This window comes from Burkholderia sp. Tr-20390, assembly GCF_017104595.1.
Lineage (GTDB): Bacteria > Pseudomonadota > Gammaproteobacteria > Burkholderiales > Burkholderiaceae > Burkholderia.
The window spans coordinates 1-23,953 of record NZ_JAAGPC010000128.1; the positions used below are offsets into that span (position 1 = coordinate 1).

General features: G+C 65.9%; 20 protein-coding genes. 14 read left to right on the forward strand and 6 right to left on the reverse strand.

Features of this window, described 5'->3' with window-relative positions; genetic code table 11:
* Positions 1-190, reverse strand: a 190-nt coding sequence (locus G3N98_RS27665) for a cysteine-rich CWC family protein (RefSeq protein ID WP_206149838.1), incomplete at its 3' end; no start/stop codon positions are given.
* Between the two features lie 304 nt (positions 191-494).
* Between G3N98_RS27665 and argB the strand changes: the two genes are divergently transcribed.
* From argB to G3N98_RS27730, 13 genes are all read left to right on the forward strand, one after another.
* Positions 495-1,394: an acetylglutamate kinase gene (argB, locus tag G3N98_RS27670; protein WP_006490510.1), complete on the forward strand. Its 900-nt coding sequence runs from the start codon at positions 495-497 to the stop codon at positions 1,392-1,394.
* A complete protein-coding gene (locus G3N98_RS27675) occupies positions 1,391-2,182 on the forward strand; it encodes a pyrimidine 5'-nucleotidase (protein WP_206149840.1) in 792 nt (263 codons plus the stop codon). Before argB ends, G3N98_RS27675 begins: the two co-directional genes overlap by 4 nt.
* Positions 2,149-2,814 (forward strand): nucleoid occlusion factor SlmA, encoded by a 666-nt coding sequence (slmA, locus tag G3N98_RS27680; RefSeq protein ID WP_206149841.1) that lies wholly within the window; start codon positions 2,149-2,151, stop codon positions 2,812-2,814. The genes G3N98_RS27675 and slmA overlap by 34 nt, the downstream gene beginning before the upstream one ends.
* Positions 2,815-3,308: 494 nt before the next feature.
* Entirely contained in the window at positions 3,309-3,851 is a 543-nt protein-coding gene (locus tag G3N98_RS27685) for a fimbrial protein (protein WP_206149843.1), read from the forward strand.
* 99 nt (positions 3,852-3,950) lie between these two features.
* A complete protein-coding gene (locus G3N98_RS27690) occupies positions 3,951-4,715 on the forward strand; it encodes a fimbria/pilus periplasmic chaperone (protein WP_206149844.1) in 765 nt (254 codons plus the stop codon).
* 110 nt (positions 4,716-4,825) lie between these two features.
* On the forward strand, positions 4,826-7,438 hold the full coding sequence (locus G3N98_RS27695; RefSeq protein WP_206149845.1) for a fimbria/pilus outer membrane usher protein: 2,613 nt from the start codon (positions 4,826-4,828) through the stop codon (positions 7,436-7,438).
* A 54-nt stretch (positions 7,439-7,492) separates the two neighbouring features.
* On the forward strand, positions 7,493-8,542 hold the full coding sequence (locus G3N98_RS27700) for a fimbrial protein (RefSeq protein ID WP_206149846.1): 1,050 nt from the start codon (positions 7,493-7,495) through the stop codon (positions 8,540-8,542).
* A 247-nt stretch (positions 8,543-8,789) separates the two neighbouring features.
* Positions 8,790-9,332, forward strand: coding sequence for a fimbrial protein (locus G3N98_RS27705; RefSeq protein WP_206149847.1), 543 nt, complete (start codon positions 8,790-8,792; stop codon positions 9,330-9,332).
* Between the two features lie 361 nt (positions 9,333-9,693).
* The gene (locus G3N98_RS27710) at positions 9,694-13,011 is read left to right on the forward strand and encodes an autotransporter outer membrane beta-barrel domain-containing protein (RefSeq protein WP_241026109.1); all 3,318 of its coding nucleotides are present in this window, start codon (positions 9,694-9,696) and stop codon (positions 13,009-13,011) included.
* Positions 12,936-14,081, forward strand: coding sequence for a homoserine O-acetyltransferase (locus tag G3N98_RS27715; protein WP_206149848.1), 1,146 nt, complete (start codon positions 12,936-12,938; stop codon positions 14,079-14,081). The genes G3N98_RS27710 and G3N98_RS27715 overlap by 76 nt, the downstream gene beginning before the upstream one ends.
* The gene (metW, locus tag G3N98_RS27720) at positions 14,078-14,686 is read left to right on the forward strand and encodes a methionine biosynthesis protein MetW (protein WP_006755281.1); all 609 of its coding nucleotides are present in this window, start codon (positions 14,078-14,080) and stop codon (positions 14,684-14,686) included. Before G3N98_RS27715 ends, metW begins: the two co-directional genes overlap by 4 nt.
* Positions 14,687-14,802: 116 nt before the next feature.
* Positions 14,803-16,224 (forward strand): AmpG family muropeptide MFS transporter, encoded by a 1,422-nt coding sequence (locus G3N98_RS27725; protein ID WP_206149849.1) that lies wholly within the window; start codon positions 14,803-14,805, stop codon positions 16,222-16,224.
* The gene (locus G3N98_RS27730) at positions 16,214-17,266 is read left to right on the forward strand and encodes a M48 family metallopeptidase (RefSeq protein WP_206149850.1); all 1,053 of its coding nucleotides are present in this window, start codon (positions 16,214-16,216) and stop codon (positions 17,264-17,266) included. The genes G3N98_RS27725 and G3N98_RS27730 overlap by 11 nt, the downstream gene beginning before the upstream one ends.
* A gap of 64 nt (positions 17,267-17,330) precedes the next feature.
* Here G3N98_RS27730 and G3N98_RS27735 read toward each other — a convergent pair whose 3' ends face one another.
* Complete coding sequence (locus G3N98_RS27735; RefSeq protein ID WP_206149852.1) at positions 17,331-18,287, reverse strand: AraC family transcriptional regulator; 957 nt, start codon at positions 18,285-18,287, stop codon at positions 17,331-17,333.
* A gap of 227 nt (positions 18,288-18,514) precedes the next feature.
* Here G3N98_RS27735 and G3N98_RS27740 point away from each other — a divergent pair, with 227 nt between their 5' ends.
* Complete coding sequence (locus G3N98_RS27740; protein ID WP_206149853.1) at positions 18,515-19,567, forward strand: NAD(P)-dependent alcohol dehydrogenase; 1,053 nt, start codon at positions 18,515-18,517, stop codon at positions 19,565-19,567.
* A gap of 123 nt (positions 19,568-19,690) precedes the next feature.
* Here the strand turns inward: G3N98_RS27740 and G3N98_RS27745 are convergent, their stop codons facing one another.
* The 4 genes from G3N98_RS27745 to G3N98_RS27760 form a co-directional block, all read right to left on the reverse strand.
* Entirely contained in the window at positions 19,691-20,464 is a 774-nt protein-coding gene (locus tag G3N98_RS27745; RefSeq protein WP_089431843.1) for an exodeoxyribonuclease III, read from the reverse strand.
* A 40-nt stretch (positions 20,465-20,504) separates the two neighbouring features.
* Positions 20,505-21,344, reverse strand: a complete 840-nt coding sequence (locus G3N98_RS27750; protein ID WP_089473738.1) for a polyphosphate kinase 2 family protein — start codon at positions 21,342-21,344, stop codon at positions 20,505-20,507.
* Between the two features lie 119 nt (positions 21,345-21,463).
* Positions 21,464-22,939: an Asp-tRNA(Asn)/Glu-tRNA(Gln) amidotransferase subunit GatB gene (gatB, locus tag G3N98_RS27755; RefSeq protein WP_206149855.1), complete on the reverse strand. Its 1,476-nt coding sequence runs from the start codon at positions 22,937-22,939 to the stop codon at positions 21,464-21,466.
* Positions 22,940-22,943: 4 nt separating this feature from the next.
* Positions 22,944-23,953, reverse strand: a 1,010-nt coding sequence (locus G3N98_RS27760; protein WP_206149857.1) for an amidase family protein, incomplete at its 5' end; no start/stop codon positions are given.

Genomic DNA, 23,953 nt, shown 5'->3' on the forward strand with positions numbered 1-23,953 from the left:
TGTCGGCCAGGCACTCGGGGCAGCGGCAGCGTGCGCCGGCCACGGGCGGCGTACCGCCGGGCAAGACCGGCATCGACGCGCACCAGCATTCGAACGGCTGCGTGCGGGCGCCGCAGTCGAAGCTGCGCCCGCAGTGCGGGCAGCGCGCGCGGCGCGGGGCGGAACGGGCGTCGGCGGCGGAATCGGTCATGGCTAAAGCGCTCGAGCGGGCGGGAAGCCGCCCTACGCGACAAGCATAGCGCGGCGAACGGATTTTGCACGCCGGCCGTTCGGCCGAGGGCCATTTCCAATGCTCGCGCCCCCTCGCCGCCACCACCCGCACAGCGCTGCCCGCAGCGTGGCGCACATCGCGCCGCGCCATAGCCGGCGGGCCGCCGCGCGCGGTGCCCGGGCCGCGCCGCCGGTGTTCCGGCCCGTCCAAAAACCCGATGCTGCGCTGCGCCACTCCTGTACAATTCGCCGTGTTTCAACCGTTCCCAGCCAGAGCCGCCGCCATGTCCGAGCCCATCGACCTCTCGCAGATCGCCCCCACGCTGAAAGCAGAAATCCTCGCCGAGGCGCTGCCGTACATTCGCCGTTACCACGGCAAGACCGTGGTCATCAAATACGGCGGCAACGCGATGACGGAAGAGCGGCTCAAGCAAGGCTTCGCACGCGACGTGATCCTGCTGAAACTGGTCGGCATCAATCCGGTGATCGTCCACGGCGGCGGTCCGCAGATCGATCACGCACTGAAGAAGATCGGCAAGGCCGGCACCTTCATCCAGGGCATGCGCGTCACCGACGAAGAGACGATGGAAGTCGTCGAATGGGTGCTGGGCGGCGAAGTGCAGCAGGACATCGTGATGCTGATCAACCACTTCGGCGGCCACGCGGTGGGCCTGACGGGCAAGGACGGCGGCCTGATCCACGCGCGCAAGCTACTGATGCCGGACCGCGACAACCCGGGCCAGTACATCGACATCGGCCAGGTCGGCGAAGTCGAGGCGATCAACCCGGCGGTCGTGAAGGCGCTGCAGGACGACGCGTTCATCCCGGTGATCTCGCCGATCGGCTTCGGTGAAGATGGCCTGTCGTACAACATCAATGCCGACCTCGTCGCGGGCAAGCTCGCCACCGTGCTGAACGCCGAGAAGCTGCTGATGATGACCAACATCCCGGGCGTGATGGACAAGGACGGCAACCTGCTGACCGACCTGTCCGCGCGCGAGATCGACGCGCTGTTCGAGGACGGCACGATCTCCGGCGGCATGCTGCCGAAGATCTCGTCGGCGCTCGACGCCGCGAAGAGCGGCGTGAAGTCGGTGCACATCGTCGACGGCCGGATCGAGCACTCGGTACTGCTGGAAATCCTGACCGAGCAGCCGTTCGGCACGATGATCCGCTCGCATTGAGCAAGCGCAGCAAGACCGCCACACCCGACTTGCCGGCCCCGCTGCGGCGCCGGCGCGTGTCGCGCAGCCGGCCCCGCGCCGGCGCGCCGGTGTGGCTGTTCGATCTCGACAACACCCTTCACCACGCATCGCACGCGATCTTTCCCGAGATCAACCGCGCGATGACGCAGTACATCATCGACGCGCTGCAGGTCGGGCGCGCCGAAGCCGACCGGCTGCGCAACGGCTACACCGAGCGCTACGGCGCCGCGCTGCTCGGCCTCACGCGCCACCATCCGATCGACCCGCACGACTTCCTGCGCGCGGTCCATACGTTTTCCGACCTGCCGGCGATGGTGCGCGCCGAGCGCGGCCTCGCGCGCATCGTCGCCGCGCTGCCGGGCCGCAAGCTGATCCTGACCAACGCGCCGGAGAACTATGCGCGCGCGGTGCTGCGCGAGCTACGCATCGAGCGGCTGTTCGAGCGCGTGATCGCGATCGAGCACATGCGCGACCGCCGCACCTGGCGCGCGAAGCCCGATCACACGATGCTGCGCCGGACGCTGCGCGCCGCCCATGCGCGCATGGCCGACACGATCCTCGTCGAAGATACGCGCGGCCACCTGAAGCGCTACAAGCGTCTCGGCATCGGCACGGTATGGATCACGGGGCACCTGCCGGGCCATCTGCCGGTTACCGGACGCCCCCACTATGTCGATCAGCGCATTCGTTCGTTAAAATCGCTGCGACTGGGCACACGATCGGGGCGACAAAAATGCAGCCGACTTACCCGCAGGACCAAGCCGTAAAGGAAGACCAGGCCACACCGTCCCGCGCGCGCCCGAAACCGGGCGAGCGCCGCGTGATGATCCTGCAGACGCTCGCGGCGATGCTCGAGGCGCCGAAACCCGAGAAAATCACGACCGCCGCGCTCGCGGCCCGGCTCGACGTGTCGGAAGCCGCGCTGTACCGGCACTTCCCCAGCAAGGCGAAGATGTACGAAGGGCTGATCGAGTTCATCGAGCAGGCGCTGTTCGGGCTCGTGAACCAGATCGTCGCGAAGGAGCCGAACGGCGTGCAGCAGGCACGCACGATCGCGCTGACGATGCTCAACTTCGCCGCCAAGAACCCCGGCATGACCCGCGTGCTGACCGGCGAAGCGCTGGTCGGCGAGGACGAGCGGCTCACCGAGCGCGTGAACCAGTTGCTCGACCGCATCGAGGCGACCGTCAAGCAATGCCTGCGCGTCGCGCGCACCGAGGCGAACACGCCGCAGGACGGCGCGCTGCCGTTCGTGCTGCCGGCCGACTACGATCCGGCCGCCCGCGCGAGCCTGCTCGTCAGCTACGTGATCGGCCGATGGCACCGCTTCGCGAAGGGCGGATTCCAGAAACCGCCCGGCGAACAGGCCGATGCGCATCTGCGGCTGATCCTGCAGTGAGGCTCTTGATGGCGGCCAGGTTCGATCCCGCCGATCTAGCGGCATCGCCTTTCCGCGCAGACGCAGCAACCGTACGCCCGGCAACGCGCTTCGTGGACGGAACGTAGCGGCCCTCCGGAAATCGACCTGACCGATACCCGGATTGGGTACCTCGCTCGCATGCGAGGCTTGCCCTAAACATTTCGTAGTCCAATCCAAAATTCTCCGGTGCTCCGGACAGGCCGGCGCGTCGCATTGCGCGCGATCCCGCCGACGGCCACGCTTTGCACCGCCCGCGCGCTTAACTATTTTTATACGAAATTCGGTACGCGTTCGATGATTTTTCCTGGCCAATTAGGAAACGTCCAATTTTTACAAATGCCTTACTTGGAAATAATGTCGCCAGTTTCCAGCCGCTGTTGCAGCCGACCCGCTTCAGCGACGGCGACCCACAGCGACAAGGAAACGTCGGTGCGTCGCTTCGCGGCGCAAGGCCATCATTAACAGGTACATACATGTCCAAGAAAGCACTTTCCATTCTGCTGGCGACGGCGGGTCTCGTCGGAGCGGCCTCGTCCGCGCAAGCTGCAGACGGCACGATCACGATCACCGGTGAAATCACCGCCCAGACCTGCACGATCTCGGGTGATGGCGGCGGCAAGGATTTCACCGTCACGCTGCCCAACGTGTCCACGTCGTCGCTGTCCGCATCGGGCTCGACGGCCGGCCGCAAGCCGTTCCGCATCGCGCTGTCCAACTGCTCGCCGAACTCGGGCAACGCGTCGGTGTACTTCGAGCCGGGCACGACCGTCAACGCGCAAACCGGTCAGCTGTTCAACAAGACGGGGGACGCGACGAACGTCGAAGTCGGCCTGTTGAACAAGGACGGCTCGAACATCAAGCTCGGCGCGGCCCTGGCGCAGCAGAACTCGCAGGTCGTCCCGATCTCGGGCGGCTCGGCAACGCTTGACTACTACGCGCAATACGTCGCGACCGGCGGCGCCGCCACCGCAGGTACGGTCGGCACGTCGGTCATGTACTCGGTCGCGTACCAGTAATCCATCTCGCAACGCACGGCCCGAATCGTGCAGCACCGGCGGCTCGGGCCGCATCATGCCGGTAGCGCTCCCCCTTCTATAGATAAGGAAAACTAAATAATGACAGTGTCAACGAACTGGTGTTCGAGCGCGAGCGCCGCCGTGCTGGTTGCGTCGCTCGCTTGCGCCGGCGTCGCCGACGCAAGCGTGGTGATCGGCGGGACGCGCGTGGTTTATCCCGAAAAAGAGCGCGAGGTCACGGTGAAATTGACCAACGAGGGGGAGAGACCGTCGCTCGTGCAGGCGTGGATCGACGACGGCCATCCCAATGCGCTGCCCGACGACACGAAGGTGCCCTTCATGCTGACGCCGCCGCTGTTCCGCCTCGACCCGAAGAAGGGCCAGAGCCTGCGGCTGATCTATACGAAGGAACCGCTCGCACAGGACAAGGAAACCCTGTATTGGCTCAACGTGCTCGACGTGCCTCCCCAGGCGGCGGACGATCCCGAATCGCCAAACCTGCTGCAGCTCGCGTTTCGTTCGCGCATCAAGCTGTTTTTCCGCCCCACCGCCCTGCAAGGCGCGGCCGACGAGTCCGCGGAACAGGTCACGTGGAACTTCGCCCCCAAGGCGGGCGGCGGCTATGCGCTGCAGGCAACGAATCCGACGCCCTACCACGTGACGTTCACGAAGCTGACCGTCAAGGCAGGCGGCACGTCCCGGACCAACGACATGGGCGGCATGGTCAAGCCCAACGCAACCGAACAGTTCGACGTCGGCCACGTCTCGTCGCTGCCCACCGGGCCGATCGAGGTCGACTACACGTTCCTCAATGATTACGGCGGTGGCGTCGAAGGCAAGTACGCGCCAAAGAAAGCGCACTGACGCACCGCGTCCCTGAATCAACCCGTTGCTAACCGGCGGTGCGGCGATCGCACCGGCGCAGGCATACCGTCGCTCGCGCCATGACGATGCGGCATCAACACATTGAATTCATGCGAGCGAATCATCCTATTCAGCCACTCGAAGCCATCACGGGCCTCACGCCCAAACCGGGCTATCTGCTCGTGATGGCGGCGCTCGGCAGTTGGACTGCCGACGGGTTCGCCGTCGTCACGCCCGGTAGGTCCGACGCCCCTCTCCAGGTGGCTCAGGTCCACTTCAATGACACGCTGATGATGAAGCCGCGCGGGCAACGGCTCGATGTCGATCGCTTCGCGCAAGGCAATCCGGTTCAGGCGGGCGACTACCTGGTGGATCTCTACGTCAACGGGACATGGAATGGCCGATCAACGGTGCGTTTCGACGCGAAAGCCGGCGAAACCAATGCGGTGCCGTGCTTCGACCGCGCGCTCGTCGCGAGGCTCGGCCTCGACGATGCGGCGCTGACCGACGCCGCACGCGACGAACTGGCGCGCGTGCAGGTTGGCGAGTGCACCGACATCGACAAGCTCGTCGCAGAGGCAAGATACGAATTCGACCTGTCGGAACTGCGCATCAACGTCAGCATCCCGCAGGCGGCGCTGCTGCGCAATCCGCGCGGTTACGTGAGCCCGACGCTGTGGGACAGCGGCGTGCCGAGCGCGACGCTCAAATACAGCGCGAACCTGTTCCGCAATACCTCGTCAGGCTACGCAAGCACGCAGTCATTCGTGGGCTTGAACGCGGGCGTCAATATCGGGAACTGGCATTTCCGGCACAACGGCAGTTATAGCGCGCAATCGCAAGGCGACAGCCGCTATCAGAGCCTCAATACCTACGTGCAGCGCGACCTGCCGAAATGGCGCAGCCAGCTGAAGATCGGCGAGACCTACACCGACGGCACGCTGTTCGACAGCGTGGGCATGCGCGGCGCCACGCTTGAATCGGACGACCGCATGCTGCCCGACTCGATGCGCGGCTATGCGCCGGTCATTCGCGGCGTCGCGACGACCAACGCGCACGTCAACGTAACGCAAAACGGCACCGTGCTGTACGAAACCAACGTTGCGCCGGGGCCGTTCGAGATCAACGATCTGTATCCGACCGGCTATGGCGGCAACCTGCTTGTCACCGTCACCGAGGCGGACGGCAGGAAGCACAGCTTCACGGTGCCATATGCGGCCGTCGTGCAATCCATGCGCCCGGGCGTCTCGCGCTACGCGTTTGCGGTGGGTCAGATGCGCGATGCGGGGTTGAATCGCCACCCGAATTTCGCGCAGGCCACGTATCAGCGCGGCATCAGCAACCTGCTGACCTGCTATGTCGGCGCGATCGCGGCGGAAAACTACGTGGCGGGGCTGGTCGGCGCGGCGTTCAACACGCCGGTCGGCGCACTCGCCGTCGACGTCACGCATGCGAGCGCGCGCATTCCGGGCGTATCGGCAACGAGCGGCCAGAGCGTCCGTGTGAGCTACAGCAAGTCCATCGAGGAGACCGGCACCAACATCGCGGTCGCTGCTTACCGCTATTCGTCGCGCGGCTATTGGACGATGCGCGACACGATGTACGCCCGTGAACAGGCGGCAGCCGGCATGGATCCGAACAACGCATTCCGGCAGCGCAACCAGATCCAGCTGACGCTGAACCAGACGCTCGGCGAAGGGCGCGGCACGCTGTTCGCGGTGGGTTCGACGATCAGCTACTGGAACCGCCAGGGCACGACCACGCAGTTCCAGGTCGGCTACAACAACAGCCTGCGCGTCGCCAGCCTCAACCTGGGCTACAACCTGTCGGTCGCGCGGCAACGCGACGGCTTCACGGGGCGACTGAGCAATCAGGTGTATGCGAACGTCACGGTTCCGCTCGGTCGGCGGTCGTACGCACCGACGCTGAGCGCAAGCGTCGCGCGCGACAACCAGGGCGGCACGACTGGCCAGATGGGGCTGACCGGCACCGTCGGGACGTCCAGCGCATTCTCGTACGGCATCAACGTCAACGCCGGCAATGGTGCGACATCCGGCGGCGGCAATGCGCAATATCGCGCCCCGTGGGCGACGTTCTCGGGGAGCGCAAGCGGCGGCAGTGGCTACTCGAGCGTATCCGTCGGCGTATCGGGCGCGCTCGTCGGGCACGCCGGCGGCGTCACGCTCGCCAACGATCTCGGTGAGACAGTCGCGATCGTCGAGGCGAAGGACGCCGTCGGCGCAGGCCTCTCGAGCGGCACCGACGTGCGCATCGACCGGCGCGGCTTTGCGGTGATCCCGAATCTGACGCCGTATCAGCTGAATACGATCGATCTCGATCCGAAGGGTATTCCACTCGATGTCGAGATGCTGTCGACCAGTCAGCAGGTCGCGCCGCGCGCGAATTCGGTAGTCAAGCTCAAGTTCGAGACAGCGACCGGTCGCGCCGTGCTACTGACGATGCGCCAGCCGAACGGCAAGCCCGTGCCGTTCGGCAGCACTGTGGTCGATGCGGACGACAAGACCATCGGCATGTCGGGACAAGGCGGCACGCTATTCACCCGCAGCTTGAACGACTCGGGCGTGCTGACGGCGAAATGGGGTAATCGTGCAGCCGATGCTTGTAGGTTTTCGTACCAGTTGCCGACGGAGCGCAGCAAACATGCAGCATACGAGCGCATGGATGCGAAATGCGACTACGCACCGCCCAAGGCAAAAGAATAAGACGCCTCGCATATCGCCGCACGCTTTCACCATCAAATCCAGAAAACAAATTTCATGAAATTCATCTCGCGAAAGTCAAAGAACCAAATTTTAATAATGCTAATCACCTGGCTGTCGCCAATACTGCTCGGCGGAGGATTGTCTCACGCACAAACATGCCAGTACGTGCCATACAACCCATCCCCTTTCTTTGACTGGACATACAACGACGGAAATATCCTCGTTCCGCCGAGAGCCCCCAACGGAACGGTGCTTGCATCCGGAATATTCGAATATGGCTACAGCTGCCAGGCCAACCCACACGGCGCAGGAGGATGGCGAATTGGATTTGCAGTCGACTACCGACTATCCAATATACCAAATGTATTCATCGCAAGAAGCGGGGGTTACTGGGGATCAATTGGATTCAGAATCACCAATGCCGATTCTGGCGAAGTAATGATAGGATCCGGCCAGGAATGGCAGCCGCCGATTAAGGACACCTTTCCAATTACCGGAAAATTGAGAATAAAAATAGAGGTGGTCAAGGTAAACAATGAACTATACAACTACCTCCCCGTAGGCGCCGGGTTAACGGGCGAATACGTCTTCATGATGAATATTTACAACCGAACAAGCGGTGAGCGCACGCTGACGTGGCGGTTTTTTTGGAAGAAAAACGGCACAACCATTCAAACAATGCAGGAAAGCTGCAGCGTTTTGACTCCCTCGATCAATGTACCTTTGCCGGCAACTGCTGCCAGCAAACTAAAGACGATCGGTGCGACGGCCGGGGATACCCATTTCAACATCAGCCTGTCCTGCAAATCAGGCTCAAAAGTATATGTGACGCTGACGGATCTGACCGATCAGGGCAATTTGACCGACCAATTGACACTCACTCAGGATTCCTCTGCACAAGGCGTCAAGTTGCGGATTCTGAAAGATGGCAATCCAGTCAGCTATGGCCCGGATTCAATTTCATCCGGCAACCCGAACCAATGGTATGTCGGACCGTCAGCTACGACGACCAGCATTCCGCTAAGCGCGCAATACATCGCCACCGGCCCGGTTTCCGCCGGAACGGTTAAAGGCGTCGCGACATTCACGATGAGCTACCAGTGATCGCTGTCGCTCAGCAAAACTGAATTTGCGAGGAACGATCGGCCACCGAACGCTTTCGGGGCCACCGGCATTCCTCGAATGCCACCGTTCAGTCGGTGGTCAACCCAGGCTTCCGCTTCGCAGTAGACCCTACTGCATCGGGGGATCAGCAATGGAAGAAGTCACGCGTCATCCGAATTGCCAGCCATGGCACAAGGATGATTTGACGACGATATCCATTTATTTAAATAGCACTAAAGGAATTGACATGAAATTCGCACTGTCGAGCATCGCCACTCTCACCGTCGCCGCAGCAGCCGCCCTGCCGGCCATCTCGCACGCCGCCGACGGCACGCTCACCATCAACGGCAAGATCGGCACGCAAACCTGCACGATCGATGGCGCAGGTACTGGCGGCAAGGACTTCACGGTCGCGCTGCCGAAGGTGTCGACGTCGGCGCTCGCGGCCGGTGGCGCGACGGCCGGCCGTACTCCGTTCAAGATCGGCCTGAAGAACTGCTCGCCGGCCTCGGGCAACGTCTATACGCACTTCGAGCCGGGCACGACGGTCAACTCGACGACCGGCCAGTTGCTCAACGCATCGGGTTCGGCGAAGAACGTCGAGATCGGGCTGCTCAACGGCGACTCGACCAACATCGGGCTCGGCAAGGCCGACGAAAACTCGAAGGCGGTCGCGCTGACGAACGGCGCAGCTGACCTGCCGTATTACGCGCAATACGTCGCGACCGGCGGCGCGGCCGGCCAGGGCACGGTGAACACGTCCGTGATGTACTCGATCATGTATCAGTAAGCGGCGATACGGCGCGCACCCCGCGCGCCAGCGCACCGGTTTCAGTCGGCCGGTACGCGTCTGCCGTCCGGCGGCCTGCGGGCGCGACCCTCCGCGCGCCCGCAGGCTGTCCCGCCGGTCGGCAGACTTTCCGCGCACTCCCTCCTGCCTTCCTGCCTTCCTGCCTTCCTGCCTTATGCGCCCACCGCACGGTCAACGCACGGTCAACGCGCACCAACGAATCACCGCGCCTCACCCGCCCCTTTCTGCGTCGCGCCCACTGTGCACGCCACTCGCAATATTCGAACGCGTCCGATTTCCCAATTAACCCAAACAAGTTAATTTTCACCCATTCAACACGACTCGAGGTGTACGGGTGAACTTGAGCCCCCTTGTTCCACAGGTTTGCAAGAACCGCCGTCTGGTGTATTCGGCGCTGCTCGCCGGCGCGGCGCTGCCGTGGCCGTCCATCGCACAGGTCACCGGTAGCGGCCCGCAACGCGCAGACGGCATCGTGCTCGAAGTCGCGCCGGGTGACTATTCGACGAGCGAATCCGGCGATGCCGTGCTGGCCGCCGTCAACGGCGGCCTTTTGGCGACCACCGGCAAGACTCGCGTGTTCTCGACCGGCATCGGCGCCGCAGGCGCGGCCGCATGGGGCCCGAACTCACGCCTCGCACTGCGCGATACGGAAATCCGGACTCGCGGCGGCTCCGGCGCCGGCATCGACATCCGCTACGGCGGCAGCGCTACGGCGGAACGCATCTCGATCGATACCGATGGCGACTATGCACACGGCGCGTCCGTCGACGGCGCGAAGGGCCGGCTCGACCTCTCCAATAGCGTGATCGTGACGCGCGGAAAGGAGGCGTACGGCATCATGGCCAACCTTGTGCCGGACGGCACCGTCGACGTGACCGACACGCTGATCCGCACCAGCGGCCTGTTCGGTGTCGGTGTATCGCTCAATTACGGCGGCATCCGGGCCACGCTGATCCGCACCGATATCAGGACGAGCGGCGACTATGCATCGGTGTTGTTTCTGCCCGGCGCCTCGACTGCGTCATTCGGCGACTCGCACCTCGAAACCGACGGCGACTACGCGCTCGGCGTGGACACCCGCGAGGGCGGCGTCGACCTTGCCCGCACGCGCATCGTCACCCACGGCCGGAGCGCTCACGGGCTGTACGCGTCGAAGGAATACACGGAGACGCCCTTCGTGCAAGCGATCGATACGGACGTAACCACCACGGGCGCCCGCTCGATCGGCGCACTCGCCCGACTCGGCGGCAAGGTCGCAATGACGCGCGGCAGCATTGCGACAAGCGGCGAGCGCGCACGCGGCGCGATGTCCAGCGGCAAGGGCTCCACCGTCACCCTTGCCGACATGACTGTCGAGACGCACGGCGCCGAGGCCGATGCGCTCTACGCGAGTGCCGGCGGCACGATCGACCTGTTCCGCACCGACACGCGCGCGACCGGTGCCGGCTCGCATGCCGCGGCCATTCACGGCGGCACGCTGACCGTCGACGAAGGCTCGCTCGTCAGCGAACGGCACGGCGCGATCTCCGCATCCAATGCCGACATCACATTGCGCAACGGCACGCGCGCGGCAGGCGGCAACGGCACGCTGCTGTCCGTGCGCGCGGAGACCGGCGCGCCAGTGCGGCTGGCACTTGAGACCGGCGCGCAAGCCGAAGGCAACATCGCCAACCTGCCCGACGACGACGGCAACCCGACACCCGCCGTCACCGACGTCGCGCTATCCGGCGCGTCCACCTGGACCGGCGCGACCGACGCGGTTCGCGCGCTGTCGCTCGACAGCGGCAGCCAGTGGACCATCACCGGCGATTCGACGGTCGGCTCGATCGTGCTGAACGACTCGGCGATCGCATTCGCCGCGCCCGGCGCCGGCGCGCCGCGCTCGCTCGTCGTCAACGGCGACTACACGGCCCGCGACGGCCGGCTGCTGGTCTACACGACGCTGCACGACGACACGTCACCCACCGACAAACTCGTGATCGACGGCGGGCATGCATCGGGCAACACGGCCCTCGTCGTGAAGCATTCGGGCGGCTCGGGTGCGCAAACGACGGTCGGCATCCCGCTCGTCGAGACCCGCAACGGCGGCACGACCGACGTCACGGCGTTTACGCTCGATACCGGCTCGGACGGCTATCGCCGCGGCTTCGGCACGCTGTCCGCCGGCGGCTACGACTACATGCTCGCGCGTGGCGGGCAAGGCGGCCACGCGGACGACTGGTATCTCGTTTCCGCCGCGAAGCCCGAACCGCCCGTCGACCCGGAAACCATACCGCCGCCGCGAACCATCGCGCCCGAACCCGATGCCTATCTCGCGAACGCCGACGCAGCCGCGGCGATGGTGATCCACACGCTGCGTCAGCGCGAGGATCGTTCGCTGCGCACCGACGGCGCGGCTGCGGGCCCGCTCGACGGCGCCGGCTGGATGCGCGCCGAAGGCCAGTTCACGTCGATGTCCGGCGGCGCACGCAGCGTGTCGGGCAACGGCCGGCTGCTTCACGCAGGCGCCGACCTGCTCCGCTTCGACGATGGCCGCGGCGGCCGCATCCGGGTCGGCGCGATGGGCCTCTACGGCAGCCAGACGAGCTGGTCGACGCGCGCGCTGTGGAACGCGGCCGAGCAACGCACGGCAGACGCCACCGCGCGCGGCAGCGTCGAAGGCTACAACGTCGGGCTGTACGGCACCTGGTACGGCAGCCACGACATCCTGTCCGGCCCGTATGTCGACGCGTGGTTTCTGTATGGCACCTATGCCAACCGCGTCGGCGGCAGCCTCGCCGGCGATTCGTACCGGTCGCGCACGGTCACCGGGTCGCTCGAGGCAGGCCATTCGTTCCGCTTCTACACGCGCGGCAATACGCGCTTCTTCGTCGAACCGCAGGCGCAGCTCGTCGTGTCCGACTATCGCGCGGCGGCCCACGCCGCGGCGGGCGGCTACCTCGACGGCCAGGGCTCGACCGACGTACTGACCCGCGTCGGCGTACGCGTGCACGGCGTCACCGCCGTCGCGCCGGGGCGCGAACTGCGGCCTTACGTCGAGGCGAGCTGGTGGCACGGCCCCGGTGCGCGGTCGCTGACGCTCGACGGCAACGCGTTCTCGTTCAGCGTGCCGCGCGACCGGGCAGGTGTCGAAGCGTTTCGCGGTGTCGGCCGGCCTCGGCGTCGACGCGAATCTGTCCGACTACGCGGTGGTCAAGGGCGAATTCGCGGCGAAATACCGGTGGTGAGCATGCGATGCGACGCGGTGGCCGGGCTGGCGCAGCGAGCCGCCCGCCGTCGCGCCTCGCCCGGCGCCACCGCCGGGACCTGTGTCAGCCGCGGCGGCGCCAGCCGGCCCGCCCGGCGCCACCCCAACGCGCTCCGGGCAATTTCCGCTATACTTTGCCGACTGCCGCCCCTCGGGCGGCAGCCAGAAACGCGCCGATTTGCTGACTCGATTGCGGGCGCGCGAACCAGCCAGGGCCTTGATTCGTCCTCGCCCGGCGGTTCACTACAAATGCGGCTAAAGAGGTCGTCAGCCGCGCATCTCCGACTCCGCGCATCGCCGACACCATTTAGCTGCCCAGTCATAAGGCGGAACGAATGGAATCGATCGGCATCGTCGCTCCACAGACCATGCACTTCGCCGAACCGCTGCGCTTGCAAAGCGGCAGCGTGATCGGCAACTATCAGCTCGTCGTCGAGACGTACGGCGAACTCAACGCCGCGCGCTCGAACGCGGTGCTCGTCTGCCACGCGCTCAACGCGTCGCACCACGTCGCCGGCGTCTACGCGGACGATCCGCGCAGCACCGGCTGGTGGGACAACATGGTCGGCCCGGGCAAGCCGCTCGACACCAACCGCTTCTTCGTGATCGGCGTGAACAACCTCGGCTCGTGCTTCGGCTCGACCGGCCCGATGAGCGTCGACCCGTCCACCGGCAAGCCGTACGGCGCAAGCTTTCCGGTCGTCACCGTCGAGGACTGGGTGCACGCGCAGGCGCGCGTCGCGGATGCGTTCGGCATCGAGCGCTTCGCCGCGGTGATGGGCGGCAGCCTCGGCGGGATGCAGGCGCTCGCGTGGAGCCTGATGTATCCGGAGCGCGTCGCGCACTGCATCGACATCGCGTCGACGCCGAAGCTGTCCGCGCAGAACATCGCGTTCAACGAGGTCGCGCGCTCGGCGATCCTGTCCGATCCCGATTTCCACGGCGGCGACTACTACGCGCACGGCGTGAAGCCGAAGCGCGGCCTGCGCGTCGCGCGGATGATCGGCCACATCACGTACCTGTCCGACGACGACATGGCCGAGAAATTCGGCCGTGCGCTGCGCCGCGCCGACGGCGCGCTCGACGCGTACAACTTCAGCTTCGACGTCGAGTTCGAGGTCGAGTCGTACCTGCGCTACCAGGGCGACAAGTTCGCCGACTACTTCGACGCGAACACCTACCTGCTGATCACGCGCGCGCTCGATTACTTCGATCCGGCCAAGGCGTTCGACGGCAACCTGACCGCCGCGCTCGCGCACACGCAGGCGAAATACCTGATCGCGAGCTTCTCGACCGACTGGCGTTTCGCGCCGGCCCGCTCGCGCGAGATCGTGAAGGCGCTGCTCGACAACAAGCGCACGGTCAGCTACGCGGAAATCGACGCGCCGCACGGCCACGACGCGTTCCTGCTCGACGACGCGCGCTATCACAACCTGATCCGCGCGTATTACGAACGAATCGCCAACGAGGTGAGCGCATGAACCAGCAAGCGCTGAATTCCCTGTCCGCGCGCGCGGACTTCCGCACGATCGCGCGCTGGGTCGAGCCGCGCTCGACGGTGCTCGACCTCGGTTGCGGCGACGGCTCACTGCTCGCGCTGCTGATGGAAGAACTGGACGTGACCGGCTACGGGATCGAGCTGAACGACGCGGGCGTGCTCGCGAGCGCGAAGAACGGCATCAACGTGATCCAGCAGAACCTGGAAGACGGCCTGCGCCTGTTCGAGGACCACAGCTTCGACATCGCGATCCTGTCGCAGACATTGCAGACGATTCACCAGACGGCCGCGATCCTGCGCGAAACCGCGCGGGTCGGGCGCGAATGCATCGTGTCGTTCCCGAACTTCGGCTACTGGCCGCACCGGCTGTCGGTGCTGAACGGCCGGATGCCGGTGTCGAAGTCGCTGCCTTACCAGTGGCACAACACGCCGAACGTCCGGGTGCTGACGATCGAGGATTTCGAGGCGCTCGCGCCCGAAGTCGGCGTGACGATCCTCGACCGCGTGGTGCTGCACGAAGGCCAGCCGATTCGATGGGGAGCGAACTGGCGTGGTAGTCTTGCTGTCTACCGCGTCAAGCGCAGCTGAGCCGGGGAGCCGTTGACGTACGCCGTCGGCCCGCACGCACGTGCGGCCGAGCCGCTGCGCGACCCGCGCCGCCTGCGCTGCCGCCGCAATCAGTCAACGCTATCCAGTTCCAGTCCATGTCGAAAACGCCACACGAGGCGCCCGCACTCACCGCTCACGAGGATCACCCCGGCTGGCGAGCCTATCTGAACACGCACATGCTGATCTGCGTGTTCCTCGGTTTCACGTCAGGTCTGCCCCTCTTCACGCTCGTCTACCTCGTGCAGGCATGGCTGCGCTCCGAGGGCGTGAACCTGAAGGAAATCGGCCTGTTTGCGCTGATCCAGTTCCCGTACACGTGGAAGTTCCTGTGGGCGCCGCTGATGGACCGCTACGTCCCGCGCCTGCCCGGCTGGCGGCCGGGCCGCCGGCGCGGCTGGCTGCTGCTCACGCAGTTGCTGGTCGCGGGCGCGATCGCCGCGCTCGGCTTCGTGTCGCCGCGCGACTCGATCTGGACGGTCGCCGCGCTCACCACGCTCGTCGCGTTCTTCGGCGCAAGCGCCGACATCGTGATCGACGCCTATCGCCGCGAGTTGCTGCGCGATACCGAGCAGGGCCTCGGCAACGCGATCCACGTGAACGCGTACAAGCTCGCCGCGCTGATCCCCGGCTCGCTGGCGCTGATCCTGTCCGACCACCTGCCGTGGGACGTCGTGTTCGCGCTCACCGGCGCGTTCATGCTGCCGGGCATCCTGATGACGCTCGTCGTGCGCGAGCCCGAAGTGATCGGCGCGCCGCCGCGCAACCTGCGCGACGCGATCGTTCTGCCGTTCCGCGAATTCATCCAGCGCGACGGCTGGGCCGGTGCGCTGCTCGTCATCGCGTTCATCTTCCTGTTCAAGATCGGCGACACGATGGCCACCACGCTGTCGACGTCGTTCTTCCTCGACATCGGCTTCTCGCGCACCGAGATCGGCATCGTCGCGAAGACCACCGCGCTCGTCGCGAGCGTCGCCGGCGGCATCATCGGCGGCGTCTGGCTCGTGAAGATCGGCATCGGTCGCGGGCTGTGGATCTTCGGCGCGCTGCAGATGGTGTCGACGCTCGGCTTCGCGTGGCTCGCGCAGCTCGGCCCCGGCTCGCCCGTGCTCGCGGTGCTCTACGACTTCACCGTGTCGACGAGCCATGCGATCGCGTCGGTGCTGTCGGTGTTCGGCATCGCGGTCACCCCGCAATTCAGCCCGATGACCGTTGCGCTCGCGCTCGTGTACGGCTTCGAAACCTTCACCACCGGCCTGACGATGGCCGCGTTCGTCGCGTACATCGCGAGCACGACCGACCCGCGCTATACGGCCACGCAGTTCGCGCTGTTCACGAGCCTCGCGTCGGTGCCGCGCACGCTCGCGTCGGCCGCGAGCGGCTTCATCGTCGCGAAGATCGGCTGGTTCGACTACTTCATCGTGTGCACCGCGCTCGCGATTCCCGGCATGCTGCTGCTGTTCAAGATCGCGCCGTGGAACGGGACCGCACGCAATGGCGAGGCCAGCCGTGCGCAGTAACGGCCTGCATCGCCTCGCGCGCGTGGCGGCTTCGTTGAGCGTCGGCGCCGCCGCGCTCACCGCGACGTGGGCGCACGCGTCCGACACCGCCGCGACTGCAGCGGGCTCCACGCCGGCTGCCGCACCCGCTATTCCGGCCGCGCCTGCGACTTCCGCCGCATCCGTCGCGCCGGCCACCGCCGAACCCGCGCAGCCGACCGGCGGCGCCGCGTCGGCGAAGGCTTATGCGCAGACATCGCAGCAGGTCCGCTACGGCGACGCCATTGCCTTCCGCACGCTGATCCCGTCGCCACTGCTCGAGCAGCTCACCGCGAACGAATACGCGCAGATCGTACAGGCGGCCGCCGACAGCAACCGCCTGCTGCCGGCGAACCAGCCGCGCGTGAAGCGCCTGCGCGCGATCGTCGCGAAGCTCGCGCCGTATTCGGTGAAATGGAACGACCGCGTGAAGAGCTGGGCGTGGGACGTCAACGCGATCCGCTCGCGCGACATTCGCCTGACCTGCCTGCCGGGCGGCAAGGTGCTCGTGTACGGCGGCCTGCTCGACCGCGTCCGCCTGAACGACGACGAGCTCGGCGTGCTGCTCGCGCACGGCATCGCGCATGCGCTGCGCGAACACGCGCGCAGCAACTTCAGCGCGACCTCGCAGACGTCGCTCCGCGCGGCCGCGTTGCCGCCGCTGTTCGGCGTCGGTGAGCCGCTGCCGCAGGCACTGAACCTCGGCGAACGCCTGCAGTCGCTCCACTACGACCCGACCGACGAGACCGAAGCCGACGTGATCGGCGGCGACATCGCCGCACGCGCGGGCTTCGATCCGCGCGCGGCGATCACGCTGTGGGACAAGCTCGCGGTCGCGACACGCGGGAACAAGGCGACGGGCTTCATCTATACGCACCCGTACAGCACCGCCCGCCGCCAGGATCTGCTGAACCGCCTCCCGGATCTCATGCCGCTGTACGCGAAGGCCGTGGGCAAGCGCGTCGACACACTGCCCGACTACGCGGGCATCAGCGCGCAGCGTCGCAAGGTCGTGCGACGCTGAGGATGCGGCAGCGCGACACGTCGCCTCCCCACGCGTGGCACTGCCGCTGCGCGCCGCCGTTCGCTCAGGTCGTCAGGTCGATCTCCGCCCGATCGCCGACCGGCCGCGCGCCGCTTTCGCGCATCCAGCGCACCTCGTCACCCGGACTGCGGCCGAACAGCCGCTTGAACTCGCGGCTGAACTGCGACGCGCTCGCATAGCCGACCCGCGCGGCCGCCGCGCCGGCGCCGATCCCGTCCTGCACCATCATCAGCCGCGCCTGGTGCAGGCGTGCCGCCTTCACGTACTGCATCGGCGACGTCGCCGTCACGTGCTTGAACTGCGCGTGGAACACCGCGAGGCTCATGCCGGCCTCGCGCGCGAGCGTCTCGACGTCGAGATCGGCCTTCAGGTCCGCATGGATGCGCCGCAGCGCCTTCGCGATGCGGCCGAAGTGATGCTGCTGGACGAGCGCCGCGCGGATCGCGTCGCCCTGCTCGCCCGTCAGCACCCGATACGCGATCTCGCGCATGATCGCGGGGCCCAGCACGCGCGTGTCGTGCGGCGACGCGAGCGCTTCGAGCAGTCGCAGCACGGCATCCGCCAGCGGCGCGTCGAGCGGCGTCGAATCAACGCCGAGCGGCTCGCTGACGGGCGCACCCAGCGTCTCGTCGAGCAGAATCGCGAGCTCGGCGATCACCGCGAGATCGACGCGGATCGAGATCGCGAGAAACGGCTCGTCATGGCTCGCGAAGGTCTCGCATTCGAACGGCAGCGGCACCGACAGCACGAGATACTGCTGCGCGTCGTACACGAACGAACGCTCGCCGAGATAGCCGAGCTTGCGCCCCTGGCACACGACGACGATGCTCGGCTCGTACAACACGGGCATGCGCGGCGCCGGACGGCTCACGCGGATGAAGCGCACGCCGTCGAGCGCCGCGAGCGTGTCGCCCTCGTTCGGCGCGAGGCGCGTATGCAGCTCGACCATGCGGCGCTGCACACGGTCGCCCGTGTCGGTGAAAAGGGGCTCGAAGCTCATCTGCGTGGTCCTGTCCGGCAAGAGAATCTGGCTCGCAATGTAGCACCTGGAACGTGTTTTGACGGCTGTTTGCACGCAGTTAGAGAGGAATAGGCAAATCTTCCAGACCTTCGGGTATTTCACTGCGGCGCCGCGCTCCTTACGATGACGTCCTGCCTCGCCGCATCGCCACATGATGCGACGGCAGTCTGTTTCGCCGGATGCTTTCCGGACAAGGAGCCCATCGCATGAGCACTACCTATGCCTACGCGGCGACCGATTCGCGCTCGCCGCTCGCCCCGTTCGAATTCCAGCGTCGCGCGCTGCGCGACCTCGACGTCCAGATCGACGTCCTCTACTGCGGCGTCTGCCACTCGGACCTGCACCAGGCCCGCAACGAATGGCGCAACACGATCTATCCGGTCGTGCCGGGCCATGAAATCGTCGGCCGCGTGACCGCGACCGGCCCGGACGTGACGCGCTTCAAGGTCGGCGAGCTGGTCGGCGTCGGCTGCCTCGTCGATTCGTGCCGCACCTGCACGAGCTGCGAAGAAGGCCTCGAGCAATATTGCGAGAACGGCTTCGTCGGCACCTACAACGGCCAGGATCGCGTGACGGGCGACATCACGTTCGGCGGCTATTCGACGCAGCTCGTCGTCGACGAGGCGTTCGTGCTGCGCGTGCCCGAGACGCTCGACCCGGCCGGCGCCGCGCCGCTGCTGTGCGCGGGGATCACGACCTACTCGCCGCTGCGGCAGTGGAATGTCGGCCCCGGCAAGAAGGTCGGCATCGTCGGGCTCGGCGGCCTCGGCCACATGGGCGTGAAGCTGGCGCGCGCGATGGGGGCGCACGTCGTGCTGTTCACCACGTCGCCGTCGAAGATCGAGGACGGCAAGCGGGTCGGCGCGCACGAAGTCGTGATCTCGAAGGACGAGGCGCAGATGAACGCGCACCTGAACAGCTTCGACTTCATCCTGAACACGGTCGCCGCGCAGCACGACCTGAACCCGTTCCTGCACCTGCTCAAGCGCGACGGCACGATGACGCTGGTCGGCGCGCCGGAGCACGACCATCCGTCGCCGCAGGTGTTCAACCTGATCTTCAAGCGCCGCCGCCTCGCGGGCTCGCTGATCGGCGGGATCGCGGAAACGCAGGAAATGCTCGACTTCTGCGCGGAGCACGGGATCACGTCGGATATCGAAACGATTCCGATGCAGCAGATCAACGCGGCCTACGAGCGGATGCTGAAGAGCGACGTGAAGTACCGGTTCGTGATCGACATGGCGTCGATCAAGCAATAAGCGCCGAAGGCGATACGCACGATCGCCGCCCCAAGCGAAACGGGCCGCATGTTCGACATGCGGCCCGTTTTTACATCCGGCTGCTGCGCGCGCGGCGCAGCGCGGAACGTCACTCGCGGAACATCACTTCTTGTAGTCGTAGTCCACCGTCAGCGGCGCATGGTCGCTGAACTTGATGTCCTTGAAGATCGACGTGCTTTTCGCGGTGCCGGCGATACCCGGCGTCGCGATCTGGTAATCGATCCGCCACCCGACGTTCTTCGCATACGCCTGGCCGCGGTTGCTCCACCACGTGTACTGCTCCGGGCGCTGATCGAGCGTGCGGAACACGTCGACATAGCCGACATCGTCGAACAGCTTCGTGAGCCATTCGCGCTCTTCCGGCAGGCAGCCCGAGTTCTTCTGGTTGCTCTTCCAGTTCTTGATGTCGATTTCCTTGTGGACGATGTTCACGTCGCCGCACAGGATTACCTCGCGCTTCTTCTTCAGCGCGGCGAGGTGCGGCATGAACTCGTCCATGAAGCGGTACTTCGCCTGCTGGCGCTCTTCGCCGCTCGAGCCGGACGGCACGTACACCGACACGACCGACAGCTTGCCGTAGCGCGCCTCGACATAGCGCCCTTCGGCATCGAATTCGCTGCTGCCGAAGCCGATGATCACGTCATCGGGCTCGCGGCGGCTGTACACGCCCGCGCCGCTGTAACCCTTCTTCTCGGCGTGGTGGAAATAGCTCTTGAAGCCGTGCGGCTCGACGAATTCGGCCGGAAGATCATCGGCCGAGACCTTGATTTCCTGCACGCACACGCAATCGGCGTTCTGTTCGCCGAGCCACTCGAAGAAGCCCTTCTTCGCGGCGGAGCGGATGCCGTTCAGGTTGGCGGTAATCACTCGCATCATGTCGGATTCCGTTCAGTTCGATGTTTTTCAGGGGGGCAGCTTAGCGGATCTTCACGCCTTCGAGCTCGGGCTTCGGCGGCGGGAATTCCAGCTTCATGTCGGTCATCGTGCGCAGCAGCAGCTCGGCGATCATCACGTTGCGGTGCGTCTTCGAGTTCGCCGGGATCACGTACCACGGCGCATGCTCGGCGGACGTCGCGGCGAGCGCGTCACGGTAGGCGGACTGGTACGCGTCCCAGTGCTTGCGCGCGTCGAGATCGGAGATGTCGAACTTCCAGTGCTTGGTCGGATCGTCGATGCGCGCCTGCAGCCGCGCGCGCTGCTCGTCCTTCGAGATGTGCAGGAAGCACTTGATGATCGTCGTGCCGTTCTCGACCAGCATCGTCTCGAAATCGCGGATCTGCCGGTAGCGGCGCTCGCATTCCTTCGTGTCGATCAGGTCGAGCACGCGCGGCACGAGCACGTCTTCATAGTGGCTGCGGTTGAAGATCGCGAGCTCGCCCGCGGCCGGCACCTGCGCATGCACGCGCCACAGGAAGTCGTGCGCGGCCTCGATCGGCGTGGGCGCCTTGAACGACACGACGCGCAGGCCGAGCGGATCGACCTCGCGGAACACCGCGCGCACGGTGCCGTCCTTGCCGCTGGTGTCCATCCCCTGCAGCACGAGCAGCACGCGCTTCTTCTGCTGCGTGTGCAGGCGCTCCTGCTGCACGTCGAGCTCGGTCGACACGGCCGACAGCCGCGCGCGGTCGTCGTCCTTCGAACCGGACGAGAACGGCTTCGCGGCCGGGTCGAACGCATCGAGCTTGAATGCTGCGGCTTCCTTCTCGCGCGTGCAGTACGGCACGCGGAAATCGTCGAGCGACGGTTGTTTCGCCATTCGTTCCTCCGTTGGACGCTGTGGTGCATACGATAACGCATCCACCAAAACGCAACGGGCCGCCCCGATCCGGTTCGGGGCGGCCCGTCGTCATGCGCGGTTCAGGCGCGCGGCCATGCTCAGCCGAGCTTCTTCTTCAGCAGCTCGTTGACCTGCTGCGGATTGGCCTTGCCCTTCGTCGCCTTCATTGCCTGGCCGATCAGCGCGTTGAACGCCTTTTCCTTGCCTGCACGGAATTCCTCGACCGACTTCGCGTTCGCCGCGAGCACTTCGTCGATGATCGCTTCCAGCGCGCCGGTGTCGGAGATCTGCTTCAGCCCCTTCGCGTCGATGATGCGGTCGGCCGCGCCTTCGTCGGTCGCCTTCTCGTCCCAGATCGTCGCGAAGATTTCCTTCGCGATCTTGTTCGAGATCGTGCCGTCGGCGATGCGCTGCAGCACGAGCGCGAGCTGCGCGGCCGAAACCGGAATCGCGTCGATCTCGATGCCGTCGCGGTTCAGCTGCGACGAAACGTCGCCCATCAGCCAGTTCGCGGCGATCTTCGCGTTCGCGGTGCCGGCCTTCGCGACCACGGCCTCGAAGTACGCGGCCATCGCCTTGCTCGACGTCAGCACGCCCGCGTCGTACGCGGACACGCCGTATTCGTCGGCGAAGCGCTGCTGCATCGCGGCCGGCAGCTCGGGCATCCCGGACTGCACGCGCTCGATCCAGTCCTGGCCGATCACGAGCGGCATCAGGTCGGGGTCGGGGAAGTAGCGGTAGTCGTGCGCGTCTTCCTTGCTGCGCATCGATTCAGTCTTGCGCTTGTCCGGATCGTAGAGGCGCGTTTCCTGCACGACTTCGCCGCCGTCCTCGATCAGCTCGATCTGGCGACGCACTTCGTAGTTGATCGCTTCCTCGAGGAACCGGAACGAGTTCAGGTTCTTGATTTCCGCGCGCGTGCCGAACTTCTCCTGGCCGACCGGACGCACCGACACGTTCGCATCGCAGCGGAACGAGCCTTCCTGCATGTTGCCGTCGCAGATACCGAGCCACACGACGAGCCCGTGCAGCGCCTTCGCATAGGCCACCGCCTCGGCCGCGCTGCGCATTTCCGGCTCGGTGACGATCTCGAGCAGCGGCGTGCCCGCGCGGTTCAGGTCGATCCCGGTCATCCCGGCGAAGTCTTCATGCAGCGACTTGCCCGCATCTTCCTCGAGGTGCGCACGGGTCAGGTTGACCGTCTTTTCGTACGCTTCCTTGCCGGCCTTTTCGTTGGCGGGCACCTGGATCGTGATCTGGCCGCCCTGCACGACCGGAATCTCGTACTGGCTGATCTGATATCCCTTCGGCAGATCGGGGTAGAAATAATTCTTGCGCGCGAAGATGCTGCGCGGCGCGATGGTCGAGCCGATCGCGAGGCCGAAGCGGATCGCGCGTTCGACCGCGCCGCGGTTCAGCACCGGCAGCACGCCCGGCAGCGCCAGGTCGACCGGGCAGGCCTGCGTGTTCGGCTCGGCGCCGAACTGCGTCGACGCGCCGGAGAAAATCTTCGAGACGGTCGACAGTTGCGCGTGCGTCTCGAGACCGATGACGACTTCCCATTGAGTAGCCATATGCTTACACCCCTGCCGGAACTTGCTTGTGCCAGTCGGTCGCGCGCTGGAACGCGTCGGCGACCTGCAGCATCCGGGCTTCGTTGAAATAGTTGCCGATGATCTGCAGGCCGACCGGGCGCTTCGCATTCGCGCCCGCGCCGAAGCCGCACGGCACGCTCATGCCGGGCAGGCCGGCGAGGCTCACCGACAGCGTGTAGATATCCGCGAGATACATCTGCACCGGATCGTCGCCCTTCGAGCCGAGATCCCATGCGACCGTCGGCGACGCCGGGCCCATGATCACGTCGCAGGACTTGAACGCTTCCTGGAAATCGTTCGCGATGATGCGGCGGATCTTCTGCGCCTGCAGGTAGTACGCGTCGTAGTAGCCGTGCGACAGCACGTACGTGCCGACCAGGATCCGGCGCTTCACTTCAGGCCCGAAGCCTTCCGCGCGCGACTTCTTGTACATGTCGAGCAGGTCGCCGTACTGCGCGGCGCGGTGGCCGAAGCGCACGCCGTCGAAACGCGACAGGTTCGACGACGCTTCCGCCGGCGCGATCACGTAGTACACGGGGATCGACAGTTCCGTCTTCGGCAGCGACACCGGCACGAGCGTCGCGCCGAGCGCTTCGTATTGCTTGAGCGCCGCGTCGATCGTCGCGCGCACGTCGTCGGCGAGGCCATCGCCGAAATACTCGTTCGGCAGGCCGATGCGCAGGCCGGCGAGCGGCTTGCCCGCGTCGTTGCCGGCCGCCCACGGCTGGCCGAGGTGGCGCGTGAAATCCTCGTCGTCGCGCTCGAGGCTCGTCGAGTCGCGCTCGTCGAAGCCGGCCATCGCATTCAGCAGCAGCGCGCAGTCGGACGCGCTCTGCGCCATCGGGCCGCCCTGGTCGAGCGACGACGCGAACGCGATCATCCCGTAGCGCGACACGCGGCCGTAGGTCGGCTTGATGCCGGTGACGCCCGCGAACGACGCGGGCTGGCGGATCGAGCCGCCGGTGTCGGTGCCGGTCGCGGCCGGCGCGAGGC